Here is a 12,994-nt window from a genome sequence, read left to right on the forward strand (position 1 = left end):
GGGGCAGCCGGCGGTACGGGCTCTCGATTAATCGACGATCTTCCAACCGCCCTTTTCGATCTGCAGCATGCGGAAGGCCGAGAGATCGAGGCCAAGATGATCTTTTGCCGACATCGTCACCGTGCCGGTGGTGCCGACGAGACCCGAGGTGGATTCTATCGCATCGCGGATCGCCGCCGGTTTGGTGCTGCCTGCCCGCTTGATCGCATCGACGAGGATACGCAGGGCATCATGGGCATAGCCGCCGAAGGTAGAGACCGGTTTGCCGGTCGCCTTCTCATAGGCTTCTTTGTAGGCAACGACGACCGGGCGCTGCGGGTCGCTTTCCGGCAACAGGCCGGCGACGAGCAGTGCAGTTCCCGGCAGGCGCACGCCTTCGGCTGCCTGCGGGCCTGCAAGCTCGATGAAGCCGGCGGAAGCGACACCATGCGACTGGTAGAGCGGCAGGCCGACGGCGAGCTGCGCATAGTTGCGCGTGACGATCGCCGGGCCCTGGCCGAAGCCCGGGTTCAGCACGGCCTGAATGCCCTTTTTGCCCTTGATGTTCGTCAGCTGCGGCGTCATGTCGGCGTCGTTGGGGCCATAGGTCTCGTCGGCCAGGACTTCGATCCCGTATTCACCGATGATCGCCAGGCACTGCTTGTGCATCGAGGCGCCAAAGCCGTCGGAACCGGAGATCAGGCCGATCTTGGTGATGCCGTTCTTCTTCATATCGGCGAATATCTTGGCGCAGGCCATGCGATCGGTATGCGGCGTCTTGAATGTGAAGGGTCGGACCGGGTCGACGATCTCGATGGCGCCGGCCAGCGAAATGAACGGCACCTTTGCGTCTTCGATGACCGGAATGATAGCCATCGAGGTACCGGTCGTCGTGCCGCCGATTACCGCGACCGCTTCGTCGTCCTCGACGAGGCGGGTCGCGAAGGTGCGGGCCTTGTTGGGATCGCCGCCGTCGTCATAGATGACGAGGTTGATCTTCTCGCCATTGACACCGCCGGCGGCATTGATCTGCTCGACAAGCATCTTCAGCGTCTTGGCCTCGGGATCACCAAGGAAAGAGGCAGGGCCGGTTTCGGAAATGGTCGCGCCGATCTTGATGTCGGCAAAGGCCGGAGCGGCAAAGCCCAGGGCAAATACAAGCGTTCCGGCAAGTGCGGTCGTTATGGAAAATTTCATGTCGAATCTCCTCCCACGAGATGACAAAGATTAAGTCTCAGTACCCCTCACGCCGCTTTTGGGCGGCGCCACATCACCACGCGAAACCGGTTTGCAACAAAGGCTGCATCCGTCAGGCTGGCATTGCCTGCTGGATTGGCACCGGTCACGTGGAAATCACTGAAGGCGGCGCTCTGGTTCACATAGATACCGCCGGTCAGATTGACTGAAAGATTGACGCCCGCCGCAGCGAAGCGATCGGCTGCAGCCAGAATGCGCGCCTCGTCGGTCTCGTAGAGAGCCGCCGTGATCGCGCCCTTTCGCTCGGCAAGTCTAGCCGCCCGCTCAACGCCATCAGCCGCATCATCGACCGCGACGACGAAGGCGATGGGGCCGAAGCGTTCTTCCGCATAGGCAGCCTCATCGACAGCATCGACGGAAAGGATCAGCGGGGTTGCTGTGCGTGCATCGCCCAAACCTTCGATCGGCGCGGTGTCGCGCACGACGCGGCCGAGCGGGCGGGCCTCGGCGATGCGGGCAAGCGTCGCCGGATTGGCAATCGCGCCGCAGACGCCGGCCGCCCGAGCCGGATCGGACAGCAAGCCGTCTACGGCCATAGCAATGCCGCCGGCAACCTCGTCGAAACTCTTGTGTCCCTCATCCGTCTTGATGCCGCCGCGCGGCACGAAAATATCCTGCGGCGCGGTGCACATCTGGCCGCTATAGAGCGATAGCGAGAAGGCAATGTTGCTGCACATGCCGGCGAAATTATCGGTGGCGCCGATGACGATCGAGTTGACGCCCGCCTCTTCCGTGTAGACATCGGCGTTGCCCGCATTGCTCCGGACCCATGCGCCGAAACTGTTGGAACCGGTATAGTCGACGATCGCGATCGCCGGATGCTGCACGAGGTCTTTCGTGATCTCCGAACCGGGCGCGTCTGCGGCAAGCAGCACAGTGTCGGCACTGAAGCCTTCCTCCACCAGCACCTGCCTGATGATTTCGACGGTGATGGCAAGCGGCAGGATGGCAGCCGGATGCGGCTTGACGATGATGGTGTTGCCGGTTGCGAGGCTGGCGAAGAGCCCCGGATAGCTGTTCCAGGTGGGGAACGTGTTGCAGCCGATGACAAGCGAAATGCCGCGTGGCATGATCCGCCAATGCTTTTCCATCGTGATCGGCTCGCCCTTGCCCTGCGGCTTCGTCCAGATCGCCTCCTCAGGCGTACGGCTCATCTCGGCATAGGCATAGGCGACGGCTTCCAGCCCGCGATCCTGCGCATGCGGACCGCCGGCCTGAAAGGCCATGGCGAAGGATTGGCCGGTCGTATGCATGACGGCATTTGCCATCTCGAAGCTGCGGGCATTGAGACGGGAGAGGATTTCAAGGCAGATGCCGACGCGAACGTCGACCGATGCCAAAGCCCATTGCCGCGCAGCCGCCTGCGAAGCGGAAGCCAGCGTTTCGACGGTTGCGGTCGGATAGGTGATGCCGAGGGGTGGTCCGTAAGGCGAAACTTCCGCACCGACCACGCGAGTCGCAGGATGGTTGGCGATGCGAAACGGCCTTCCAAGGAATGCCTTGTAGGCAGCAAGGCCATCGTCCTTGGCGGTCTCACCATAAAGCTTACCGCTCGGAATTTCGGGATAGGCAGACCAGTAGTCCCGCTTCGCAGCCGCATCCAGTGCAGCCTGCAGTGTCGGGCGATGGCGCTCGAAAAGTGTGGTCATCCCTGGCTCCTCCCATGCAATGTCTTTATCATTGACTGACCGGTCGGTTTATGCAAGGGTTTTTTATCGTCGCCGCTGGGAAAGGCGACAGGGAGGAAATATGTCCGATTCCGACACCATCTTGTCGGCGCTTGCCGATGGCGTTCTGAGCCTCACGCTCAACCGCCCGGACAAGCTCAACGCCTTCAATGAAGAGATGCATCTTGCGCTGCGTACCGGCTTCGAGCGCGCTCATGCGGATGTCGATGTGCGTGCGGTCCTGCTGACAGGCGCCGGCCGCGGCTTCTGCGCCGGTCAGGACCTTGGCGACCGCGATCCCAGTAAGGGCACGCCCGACCTCGGCCACACGATCGAGACCTTTTACAACCCGCTTCTGCGCCTCATCCGCAGCCTGGAAAAACCGGTGATCTGCGCGGTTAACGGCGTCGCCGCCGGTGCCGGCGCGAACATCGCCTTTGCTTGCGACATCACGCTTGCTGCCCGCTCGGCCCGCTTCATCCAGGCCTTCGCCAAGATCGGCCTCGTGCCGGATTCCGGCGGCACCTGGAGCCTGCCGCGACTGATCGGCGAAGCGCGGGCCAAGGCGCTGGCGCTGACCGCCGAGCCGCTCGGCGCCGAGACCGCCGCGGACTGGGGCCTGATATGGCGTGCCGTCGACGATGACAAGTTGATGGAGGAAGCGACCGCACTTGCCGTCAGGCTTGCTGCCGGACCCACCAAGGGTCTCGGCATGACAAAGCGCGCCATTCAGGCGGCCGCGACCAACTCGCTCGACGAACAGCTTGATCTCGAGCGCGACCTGCAGCGCGAGGCCGGCCATAGCGCCGACTATGCCGAGGGCGTCACCGCCTTCCTCGAAAAGCGCAAGCCGGAGTTCAAGGGCAAATGAGCATGACCGACACTTTTTCACCGCAGGCGCTTGCAGAAGCCTGCGCAAAAGCCATGTGGGAAGACGACAATGCCAGCCGCCACCTTGGCATGGAGCTTCTCTCCGTAGCGCCCGGCGAGGCGATAATCTCCATGGCGGTGACGGAGACGATGACGAACGGCCATGGCACCTGCCACGGCGGCTATATCTTCGCACTCGCCGACTCAGCCTTCGCCTTTGCCTGCAACAGCTACAACCAGCGCACTGTCGCCCAGCACTGTTCGGTGACCTACATCGCTCCGGCTTTCAAGGGTGACCGGCTGACGGCGACGGCACGGGAAGTCTCTCGGCGCGGGCGCGGCGGTATCTACGACATCGCGATCACCAATCAGGAAGGCGAGCAGATCGCCGAATTCCGCGGCCATTCGCGAACGGTCAAGGGCACCCTTCTGCCCGACTAGGTTTAACACAGCCAGCATTTCGCATTCTTGGAGGAGATATTCATGGAAAACCTTTCACCGCGCGCCGGCGAACTTGAAGCGATTGAGACAGCCTCTCGCGACGAGATGTCCGCGCTGCAGCTTGAGCGCATGAAATGGTCGCTCAACCATGCCTATGAGAATTCGGCTTTCTACCGCCAGCGTTTCGATGAAGTGGGTGTGCATCCCTCCGACCTGAAAACCCTGGCAGACCTCGCCAAATTCCCCTTCACGTCGAAGAAGGATCTTCGCGACACCTATCCCTTCGGCATGTTCGCCGTACCGCGCGAAAAGCTTGCCCGCATCCATGCCTCCTCCGGCACGACAGGCAAGCCGACCGTCGTCGGCTACACAGCCAAGGATATCGACACATGGTCAACCGTCGTTGCCCGCTCGATCCGTGCTGCCGGTGGCCGCGCCGGCGATATCGTGCATGTCGCCTATGGCTACGGGTTGTTCACCGGCGGACTTGGAGCGCATTACGGCGCCGAAAAGCTCGGCTGCACTGTCGTACCGATTTCAGGCGGCATGACCGAGCGCCAGGTGACGTTGATGCAGGATTTCAAGCCGCGCATTATCATGGTCACGCCTTCCTATATGCTGTCGATTCTTGACGAATTCCGTCGCCAGGGTCTTGATCCGCGAGAGAGCTCGCTTGCCGTCGGCATTTTCGGCGCGGAGCCCTGGACCAACGCCATGCGCGAGGAGATCGAGCATTCCTTCGACATGCACGCCGTCGACATCTATGGCCTGTCGGAAGTCATGGGGCCGGGCGTTGCCAGCGAATGCGTCGAGACCAAGGACGGACTGCATATCTGGGAAGACCATTTCTATCCCGAGATCATCGATCCGGTCACCGGCGAAGTCGTACCGGATGGTGAACTCGGTGAGCTGGTCTTCACCACGCTGACCAAAGAAGGCCTGCCGATCATCCGCTACCGCACGCGAGACCTGACGCGGCTTCTGCCGGGCACGGCACGCGCCATGCGCCGCATGGAGAAGGTGACCGGCCGCTCCGACGACATGATGATCCTGCGCGGGGTCAACGTCTTCCCGACGCAGATCGAAGAGCAGATCCTGAAATGTCGCGGTCTTGCCCCGCACTTCCAGATCGAGTTGACGCGCTCCGGCCGCATGGACAACATGACGGTTCACGTGGAATCCACGCTGGAGGCAGCCGACGAGATGGCGCGGACGGGTTCGGCAAAGGAACTCACCCACCACATCAAGAGTGTGGTCGGCGTGACGACCAAGATCACCGTGCACCCGCCAGGCAGCGTGGCGCGCTCTGAAGGTAAGGCGAAACGCGTCGTCGACAACCGCCCCAAGGAATGATTGGCTTTGGGCGCCGGGATAGCCTGGCAACCATTTGACGGTATATAGGAAGGGTTGGTCGCTCCCCCAGCGGCCAGACCATAGTTAGCCGGGAATAAGCAGAGCAGGATTACATGGCACGCACACGCGCAGTTGATTTCGAAGAGAAGCAGCGTGGGATTCTGACGAACGCGGCAGCGGTGTTCGCCGAAATGGGCATGGAGAAGGCCTCTATGTCGATGATCGCCTCGCACAGCAATGTCTCAAAGGCGCTGCTCTATCACTACTATCCGGGCCGTGACGCTCTGATCTTCGACATCATCCACACCCACCTGACCGAGCTAGAAAGCGCCGTCGAAGCGGCCGATCGCACCGATGTGACGCCGCAGGAGCGCTTGCGTCTTCTCGTCAAGGCCGTGCTGAAGAACTACGAAGGCGCGGACAACGAGCATCAGGTACAGCTCAATGGTACCCACGCCCTGTCGGAAGAGCAGCTTTCCGAGTTGCGGACGATCGAAAGAAGGCTCGTCAAGCGCTTCTCCAGCGTCATACAGGAGATCAATCCGGACCTTAACAAGGACAAGCCGTTGCTCACGCCCGTCACCATGTCGCTCTTCGGCATGATGAACTGGGTCTATATGTGGTTCCGGCCCAACGGACCGATCACTCGCGACGACTATGCGGATATCGCAACGACGCTCATCCTTGAAGGTGTCAAGGCCGTCCGCTGACGCAACTGCTCAATCGCCGAGTTTCAGCCTTTCGAGAATGAGGGGATCGTAATCCGGCGCGCGGATGCGCCGCCGATCGGGCTCCGGCGCGGTCAACGGCGCAACCGCCATCAGCTTGTCTTTCGCTTCGAGCGCAAGGCGCTGATAGATGGCGGTGCCCTGGCGCTTCCAGGCAATCTCCTCCGGCGTGAGTTCACGAACCACCCGCGCCGGCGCACCCACTGCGAGGCTATTGGCCGGAATCTGCGCTCCAGCCTTGACGAAGGCCATCGCCGCCACAATCGAATTCTCGCCGATAACAGCCTCGTCCATGATGACGGCATTCATGCCGACCATGGCGTTGGCTCCGATCCGGCAGCCATGCAGCACCGCGCCGTGGCCGATATGCCCCTCCTCCCCAACGACAACCTCGAGGTTCGGGAAGCTATGCACGACGCAGGTCTCCTGCACGTTCGAGCCGCGTTCCAGCACGATGCGGCCAAAATCGCCACGTAGCACCGCACCCGGCCCGACATAGCAGGCAGGGCCGATGATCACGTCGCCGATGACGATAGCGGCCGGATGCACGAAGGCATTGGGATCAATCACCGGGATGACGCCGTCATAGGCGTAGATCTGCGCCATCTAGTCGTCTCCCGACCTCTCGACGTCGCGGCCTGTCGCGGCCACAGATTCCAGTCGCTCCGCAAATTCGCGGCGGAGAGTGCGGCGAAGCCGCGCTGCCTTGTGCCGACGGATATCGACCGCGGTTACCGGCACCAGTTCGGGCACACGAACCGGACGGCCGGCATCATCGACGGCGACCATGGTGAAATAACAGGAATTGGTGTGACGCCGAGTGCCGGAACGAATATCCTCCGCCTCGACCCGGATACCCACTTCCATGGAGCTGCGTCCTGTATCGTTGATCGAAGCGCGGAAGGTGACCAGTTCACCGACGTTGATCGGCTCCTTGAAGAGAACCTGGTCGACTGACAGCGTCACCGCATATTGCTTGGAATAGCGGGACGCACAGGAGAAGGCGACGCGATCGAGCAGGTTCAGAAGAGCGCCGCCATGGACCTTGCCGCTGAAATTCGCCATGTCAGGCGTCATCAGTACGGTCATTTCCAGGCGATGCGGGTCTTGCTCGATTGTCGTCATGCGCTCACTCTCTCGTTTTCGCTACCATCGTCAGAACATCATACTGCGCGACGGCGGCCCCTAGCTGGTTGGTCACCTTGCAATCCCAGCGCACCTCGCCATGGTCTGCATTGGCGCGCGGATTGATCTCCTTGCAGGTCAACTGCACCTGGAGCGTATCACCCGGATTGACCGGTGTCAGGAAGCGCAGATTGTCGACGCCGTAATTTGCGAGAACCGGGCCGGGGGCCGGATCGACGAAGAGGCCGGCCGCGAAGGAAACGATGAGATAGCCGTGGGCGACGCGGCCATCGAAGAACGGATTGGCCTTAGCGGCCACCTCATCCATATGGGCATAGAACGTATCGCCGGTGAAATTGGCGAAGTGCTCGATGTCGTCGAGCGTGACGGTGCGGGTCGCCGTCACGAGCTGGTCGCCGATCTTCAGTTCGGCGAGCGATTTACGGAACGGATGTTCGCCGCCAGATCGGGCTTCGGCACCCTCGATCCAGCGCCCCGTAACGGCGGAGAGCAGGCTCGGTGCGCCCTGTATCGCGGTCCGCTGCATGTAGTGCTTGACGCCGCGAATGCCGCCCAGCTCTTCGCCGCCGCCGGCGCGGCCGGGACCGCCGTGGACCAGGCCCGGCAATGGTGAACCATGGCCCGTGGAGCTCTTGGCGCTGACCCGGTTGCCGATCATCACGCGGCCATGGAATGGCGCAAGACCGAGAACCACTTCCTCGGCAAACGAGGGATCATTGGTAAAGACGGACGCCACAAGGCTGCCCTTGCCGCGGCGCGCGAGATCGATAGCCTCTTCCGCCGTGTCATAAGGCATGACCGTGCTGACGGGGCCGAAGGCTTCGACATCGTGCACCGCGCGAGCGGAACCAGGCTTGTCGCAATAGAGCAAGACCGGATTGAGGAACGCGCCGGCGCTTGCATCACCGGACATGATGCTCGGATTGTCGGGATCGCCGCCGACGATCTCGGCATCGACTGAGAGTTCGCGGATGCGGGCGCGCACTTCCTCGCGCTGATCGAGGCTCGCAAGCGGCCCCATGCGGATCGCTTCGTCAGCCGGGTTGCCGATCGCCGTCTTTGCGAGGCGGCCACGCAGGCTTTCGATGAGGGCATCGCTATAGGCGCGGGGCGCGATGACGCGGCGGATGGCCGTACACTTCTGACCGGCCTTGACCGTCATCTCACGCGCGACTTCCTTGACGAAGAGATCGAATTCCTCCGTGCCCGGCGCAGCATCCAGGCCGAGAACAGCGGCGTTCAGACTGTCCGCCTCCATGGTAAAACGGACTGAATTGGCGACAATCGCCCTGTGCGTCTTCAGGCGCTGGCCGGTCGAGGCGGAACCGGTAAAGGTTACCGCGTCCTGGCCTTCGACATGATCGAGGAGGTCACCGACCGAACCGCAGATGAGCTGCAATGCGCCTTCTGGGAGCAGGTCGGTCTCGATGATGCGGCGGACCATGAGTTCGGTAAGATAAGCCGTCTGGCTGGCCGGTTTGACGATGGCGGGAACACCGGCAAGCAATGTCGGCGCCAGCTTCTCCAGCATGCCCCAGCAGGGGAAGTTGAAGGCGTTGATATGAACGGCGACGCCTTGCAGAGGGCTGAGGATATGTTGAGCGGAAAAGCTGCCGTCCTTGGAGAGCTGTTCGACATCGCCATCGAGCAGCACGCGGGCATTCGGCAATTCGCGCCGGCCCTTGGAGGCGTAGGAAAGCAGGGTGCCGATGCCGCCCTCGATATCCACCCAACCGTCGGCGCGCGTCGCGCCGGTCGCAGTCGAAAGCGCGTAGAATTCTTCCTTCCTTTCGAGCAGTGCCTGGCCGATTGCCTTCAGCATGGCGGCGCGATCATGGAAGGACATGCGCCGCAGCGCAGCGCCACCCTTGTCGCGGCCATGGGCTAGCACCTGCTTGAAATCGATGCCCGAGGAATCGATGAACGCGACGGGAACGCCGGTCGAGGCATCGAGCAGCGGCACGCCCTCCTTGGCGCCGGCGACCCAAGTGCCGCCGACATAGCTTTCGAGTCGGCGTGGGCTGTTTGCCATGATATTCATCCGTGTTTCCTTCCGTCAGTTCAATCGAAGTGCAGAGAGCTGCGCATCGACATCCGCCTGCCATTCGGCAAGCAAGGTCTCGTTGGGCGTGTGCCGCAGTCCGAAACGCGACAGCGTCTCGAAGCGAGCCGAGCCGGAATGGCCGAAGCTTGCCGCAACACGGGGATACCAGTAGGTCACCGAAGCCCGCGCTCTGGCCTTGCCTTCGTCATCGGCGACGATACGGGCGAGGCCGGCCGCGCCCAGCTCCGCATGCCGCTTCTCGCGCGGCAGAATGGCCCGGAAGACTTCGGCGAGCGGCTGATAGGAAACGCGTGACTGCTCCTTGAGCTGCACGACGCTGGCGCTGCCCATCAGTACGTTCATGACCATCGCATCCACCCAGCCCTCAAGCGGATAGTGGAAGACCGAGAGCCGCATGTCGCCGCCTTGCCTGACGGCGCCGATATCGGCTTCGCGGGAAAGCCGCTCCGCCCAGGGATGATGTACGGCATAGCGGGCGCCATCCACACCGAAAGTCTCCATGATCTTCAGCACCAGGCCGGCATGATCAGCCTTTTCAAGCACGATACGGGCGGCAGAAATGCGTTCCTGAATGCCAGGGGCGTCGTTGATCGTATCGGCAAAGCCGGCGGAGCCCGCAAGCTCGCTGTCGACGAAGCTCGCCATCATGCGAAGCAACTCGCCACGGTAGCGCGGGGGCACGTTGTCAGGTGAGGACAACACCCCACCCTCTTCCAGATATTGCTCGATCGGCATCGTATCGGACATGCTGTCCTCCCTTCGAGGCGGCGCAAGCTTTACTGGTCGTAGCTGACGACGATACGGTCGGTGAGCGGGTAGCACTGGCAGGTCAGCACATAGCCCTGCCGCACCTCGTAATCCTCAAGGGCGTGGTTGACCTCCATCTCGACCTCGCCTTCGAGAACCTTGGCGCGGCAGGTGGAACAGACACCGGCCTTGCAGGCGTATGGTACGTCCATCGCGTTCTGAAGGGCGGCATCGAGCAGGCATTGGCCGTGCTTGGGGAACTTGAAGGTGCGCGTCGCCCCATCGAGCGTGACGGTTGCCTCGCAGGTCGCGCCGTGGTCTGCATTCGCTGTTGTTTCTACCTTTCGACGGGCGCGGCCCGGCTGGGAGGAGGCAAAAAGCTCGAACTTGATCTGCTCGTCGCGAAGCCCGTGCTCGCGCAAGGCAGCGGCGATCGCCAGCATCATCGGCTCGGGTCCGCAGATGAAGGCCGTGGCGACCGAGGTCACATCGATCCACCCCTTGAAGAGGGCGGCGCATTTCTCGCCATCGACCCGCCCCGTGAAGAGATCGATATCCTGCGCCTCGCTTTCCAGAACGTGGATTACCGAGAGACGGCCGAGATAGAGGCTCTTCAGATCATCCAGTTCCTCGCGGAACATGATCGAGCTGATCTGCCTGTTGGCATAAACAAGCGTGAAATAGGAGCGTGGTTCGCGCGCAAGCACCGTCTTGATGATTGAGAGAACAGGCGTGATACCGCTGCCGCCGGCAAAGCCGAGATAGTGCTTTCCCACATCGGGTTCGATCGGCGCGAAGAACGCACCCATTGGCGGCATCGCTTCCAGCGTGTCGCCGGCCTTCAGGTTTTCGTTGACCCAGGTCGAGAAGCAGCCGCCGTCGACACGCTTGATGCCGACCTTCAGCACGCCCTCATCCTTGCCGGCGCAGATCGAATAGGAGCGGCGCAGCTCCTCGTCCTCGAACTGGCGACGGAAGGTCAGGTACTGGCCCTGGGTGAAATCGAAGACGGCGCGGTCCTCTTCGGACGGCTGCAGCGTGACGACGACCGCATCACGCGTCTCGCGGCGCACATCGGTAACGGTCAGGGGATGAAAACGTGCCATGTGTGGCCCTCTTCCTATGGGTCAGATGCACTTGAAATAGTCGAACGGTTCCAAACAGTCGGTGCAGCGGTAGCTCGCCTTGCAGGGCGTCGAGCCAAACTGGCTGATCTTTTCCGTGTTCGCCGATCCGCAGCGCGGACAGGCAATCGTCAGGTTCGAACGGCCGGAAAGCCGGTCGATGCGTTTCATGAGCACACCATCGGCAGCGGTGCCGTCGATCGGCGGTGCGATCCCGTAAGCGCGCAGCTTCTCGCGCCCCTCGACGCTGATCCAGTCCGTGGTCCAGGCAGGCGATAGCTGACGTTGCAGCCGCACCTTGCCAAGGCCCTTCTCGGCCAGCGCCCGCTCGATATCGAGGTTTATGATCGTGGTGGCAGGACAGCCCGAATAGGTCGGCGTCACCGTCACCACAAGCGTATCATCCTGCCAGCCGACATCGCGAATGATGCCGAGATCGGTCAGCGAAATCACAGGGATCTCCGGGTCGGGCACCTCCGAGAGCCAGTGCCAGACCTCGGCGACAGAGGGATGCAGCGCCGTCGTCATCACGGCCTCCTACCAGGCAGCGCCCGGATAGGCGCGCTGCAGGAACTGCATCTCGGTCAGGATGAAACCGAGATGCTCGGTGTGAACACCACGGCGACCGCCCTTGTGCATGTAACCGTCCGCGGGCTTCTTCAACGTTGCTTCGGCAAGCGTCTCGCCGACGATCTCGTCCCAGCCAGCCTTCATGCTTTGCGGCTCGGGAATGACACCGGCTTCGGCGAGCCTTGTATCCACCCCGTCGCCGACAAACATCTCGCCGGTATAGGGCCAGAGATCATCAAGCGCCTCCTGCATACGGCGATGGCTCTCGGGCGTGCCGTCGCCAAGCCGAATGACCAGATCGCGGCTGCGGTCGAGATGATAGGAGACCTCCTTGAAAGCCTTTTCGGCTATCTCGGCGATGCGTTTTTCGGTTGAGCCCTTCAATGCCTTCAGCAGCAGATAATGCCAGGCATCGTAGAGAAACTGGCGCATCAGCGTCTTGCCAAAATCACCGTTCGGCCGTTCGACCATCAGGATATTGCGAAACTCGAATCCGTCTCGCAGATAGGCAAGATCATCCGCCGAACGACCCTTGGCCTCCACCTCGCCGGCAAGCCCGAGCCATAGCTGCGTCTGGCCAATGAGATCGAGCGCTGTGTTGGCAAGCGCGATGTCCTCTTCCAGCGCCGGCGCATGGCCGCACCATTCGGAGACGCGATGACCGAGGATCAGCGCGTTATCGCCGATGCGAACCAGGAATTCGAAGAGTGCGGCCTGATCGACCGCCGGTTCAAGCGTCGCGGTCGTCATCACATGTGCCCCACTTCATCCGGAATGTCGAAGAAGGTCGGATGACGATAGACCTTGGAATTGGAGGGGTCGAAGAGCGGCCCCTTTTCCGACGGAGCGCTCGCGGTGATTTCCGAGGACTTCACTACCCAGATGCTGACACCCTCGTTGCGGCGCGTATAGACATCGCGGGCATTGTTGACCGCCATCTCGGCGTCCGGCGCATGCAGGCTACCGACATGGCGATGATTGAGGCCATGCTGACCACGGATGAAGACTTCCCAAAGCGGCCATTCATTGGACATGTTTCTCACTCCC

General features: G+C 61.9%; 14 protein-coding genes. 4 read left to right on the top strand and 10 right to left on the bottom strand.

Annotated features, from left to right (window positions below):
• Window positions 1-27 precede the first annotated feature (27 nt).
• Together BSK43_RS31570 and paaN are read right to left on the bottom strand one after the other, a co-directional pair.
• A complete protein-coding gene (locus BSK43_RS31570) occupies window positions 28-1,176 on the bottom strand; it encodes an ABC transporter substrate-binding protein (protein WP_077467435.1) in 1,149 nt (382 codons plus the stop codon).
• Window positions 1,177-1,223: 47 nt separating this feature from the next.
• Window positions 1,224-2,885: a phenylacetic acid degradation protein PaaN gene (paaN, locus tag BSK43_RS31575; protein ID WP_077467436.1), complete on the bottom strand. Its 1,662-nt coding sequence runs from the start codon at window positions 2,883-2,885 to the stop codon at window positions 1,224-1,226.
• A gap of 100 nt (window positions 2,886-2,985) precedes the next feature.
• Here paaN and paaG point away from each other — a divergent pair, with 100 nt between their 5' ends.
• From paaG to BSK43_RS31595, 4 genes are all read left to right on the top strand, one after another.
• Window positions 2,986-3,774, top strand: coding sequence for a 2-(1,2-epoxy-1,2-dihydrophenyl)acetyl-CoA isomerase PaaG (gene paaG / locus BSK43_RS31580; RefSeq protein WP_077467437.1), 789 nt, complete (start codon window positions 2,986-2,988; stop codon window positions 3,772-3,774).
• 2 nt (window positions 3,775-3,776) lie between these two features.
• Complete coding sequence (gene paaI / locus BSK43_RS31585; RefSeq protein ID WP_077467438.1) at window positions 3,777-4,214, top strand: hydroxyphenylacetyl-CoA thioesterase PaaI; 438 nt, start codon at window positions 3,777-3,779, stop codon at window positions 4,212-4,214.
• A gap of 42 nt (window positions 4,215-4,256) precedes the next feature.
• Window positions 4,257-5,567, top strand: coding sequence for a phenylacetate--CoA ligase PaaK (gene paaK / locus BSK43_RS31590; RefSeq protein WP_077467439.1), 1,311 nt, complete (start codon window positions 4,257-4,259; stop codon window positions 5,565-5,567).
• 113 nt (window positions 5,568-5,680) lie between these two features.
• A complete protein-coding gene (locus BSK43_RS31595) occupies window positions 5,681-6,277 on the top strand; it encodes a TetR/AcrR family transcriptional regulator (protein WP_068399327.1) in 597 nt (198 codons plus the stop codon).
• Window positions 6,278-6,286: 9 nt separating this feature from the next.
• On the opposite strand, the gene BSK43_RS31600 is transcribed toward BSK43_RS31595, so the two are convergent.
• From BSK43_RS31600 to paaB, 8 genes are read right to left on the bottom strand one after another with little or no spacing between them, the layout of a single operon-like run.
• Window positions 6,287-6,901 (bottom strand): transferase hexapeptide repeat family protein, encoded by a 615-nt coding sequence (locus BSK43_RS31600; protein WP_077467440.1) that lies wholly within the window; start codon window positions 6,899-6,901, stop codon window positions 6,287-6,289.
• On the bottom strand, window positions 6,902-7,420 hold the full coding sequence (locus BSK43_RS31605) for an acyl-CoA thioesterase (protein ID WP_068399322.1): 519 nt from the start codon (window positions 7,418-7,420) through the stop codon (window positions 6,902-6,904).
• A gap of 4 nt (window positions 7,421-7,424) precedes the next feature.
• The gene (paaZ, locus tag BSK43_RS31610) at window positions 7,425-9,482 is read right to left on the bottom strand and encodes a phenylacetic acid degradation bifunctional protein PaaZ (protein ID WP_077467441.1); all 2,058 of its coding nucleotides are present in this window, start codon (window positions 9,480-9,482) and stop codon (window positions 7,425-7,427) included.
• 15 nt (window positions 9,483-9,497) lie between these two features.
• Window positions 9,498-10,253, bottom strand: a complete 756-nt coding sequence (locus BSK43_RS31615) for a Phenylacetic acid catabolic protein (protein ID WP_077467442.1) — start codon at window positions 10,251-10,253, stop codon at window positions 9,498-9,500.
• A 29-nt stretch (window positions 10,254-10,282) separates the two neighbouring features.
• Window positions 10,283-11,359: a 1,2-phenylacetyl-CoA epoxidase subunit PaaE gene (gene paaE / locus BSK43_RS31620; RefSeq protein ID WP_077467443.1), complete on the bottom strand. Its 1,077-nt coding sequence runs from the start codon at window positions 11,357-11,359 to the stop codon at window positions 10,283-10,285.
• A 21-nt stretch (window positions 11,360-11,380) separates the two neighbouring features.
• Window positions 11,381-11,905, bottom strand: coding sequence for a 1,2-phenylacetyl-CoA epoxidase subunit PaaD (paaD, locus tag BSK43_RS31625; RefSeq protein ID WP_077467444.1), 525 nt, complete (start codon window positions 11,903-11,905; stop codon window positions 11,381-11,383).
• A gap of 9 nt (window positions 11,906-11,914) precedes the next feature.
• Window positions 11,915-12,697: a 1,2-phenylacetyl-CoA epoxidase subunit PaaC gene (gene paaC, locus BSK43_RS31630; RefSeq protein ID WP_077467445.1), complete on the bottom strand. Its 783-nt coding sequence runs from the start codon at window positions 12,695-12,697 to the stop codon at window positions 11,915-11,917.
• Window positions 12,697-12,981: a 1,2-phenylacetyl-CoA epoxidase subunit PaaB gene (paaB, locus tag BSK43_RS31635; RefSeq protein ID WP_077467446.1), complete on the bottom strand. Its 285-nt coding sequence runs from the start codon at window positions 12,979-12,981 to the stop codon at window positions 12,697-12,699. The genes paaC and paaB overlap by 1 nt, the downstream gene beginning before the upstream one ends.
• Between the last annotated feature and the right edge of the window lie 13 nt (window positions 12,982-12,994).

The organism is Rhizobium sp. P44RR-XXIV, assembly GCF_001999485.2.
Classification (GTDB): Bacteria; Pseudomonadota; Alphaproteobacteria; order Rhizobiales; family Rhizobiaceae; genus Rhizobium.

Coding starts and splice junctions, on each gene's coding strand:
- BSK43_RS31570 (WP_077467435.1), bottom strand. CDS start 1,176: ATGAAATTTTCCATAACGACCGCACTTGCCGGAACGCTTGTATTTGCC.
- paaN (WP_077467436.1), bottom strand. CDS start 2,885: ATGACCACACTTTTCGAGCGCCATCGCCCGACACTGCAGGCTGCACTG.
- paaG (WP_077467437.1), top strand. CDS start 2,986: ATGTCCGATTCCGACACCATCTTGTCGGCGCTTGCCGATGGCGTTCTG.
- paaI (WP_077467438.1), top strand. CDS start 3,777: ATGACCGACACTTTTTCACCGCAGGCGCTTGCAGAAGCCTGCGCAAAA.
- paaK (WP_077467439.1), top strand. CDS start 4,257: ATGGAAAACCTTTCACCGCGCGCCGGCGAACTTGAAGCGATTGAGACA.
- BSK43_RS31595 (WP_068399327.1), top strand. CDS start 5,681: ATGGCACGCACACGCGCAGTTGATTTCGAAGAGAAGCAGCGTGGGATT.
- BSK43_RS31600 (WP_077467440.1), bottom strand. CDS start 6,901: ATGGCGCAGATCTACGCCTATGACGGCGTCATCCCGGTGATTGATCCC.
- BSK43_RS31605 (WP_068399322.1), bottom strand. CDS start 7,420: ATGACGACAATCGAGCAAGACCCGCATCGCCTGGAAATGACCGTACTG.
- paaZ (WP_077467441.1), bottom strand. CDS start 9,482: ATGAATATCATGGCAAACAGCCCACGCCGACTCGAAAGCTATGTCGGC.
- BSK43_RS31615 (WP_077467442.1), bottom strand. CDS start 10,253: ATGTCCGATACGATGCCGATCGAGCAATATCTGGAAGAGGGTGGGGTG.
- paaE (WP_077467443.1), bottom strand. CDS start 11,359: ATGGCACGTTTTCATCCCCTGACCGTTACCGATGTGCGCCGCGAGACG.
- paaD (WP_077467444.1), bottom strand. CDS start 11,905: ATGACGACGGCGCTGCATCCCTCTGTCGCCGAGGTCTGGCACTGGCTC.
- paaC (WP_077467445.1), bottom strand. CDS start 12,697: ATGACGACCGCGACGCTTGAACCGGCGGTCGATCAGGCCGCACTCTTC.
- paaB (WP_077467446.1), bottom strand. CDS start 12,981: ATGTCCAATGAATGGCCGCTTTGGGAAGTCTTCATCCGTGGTCAGCAT.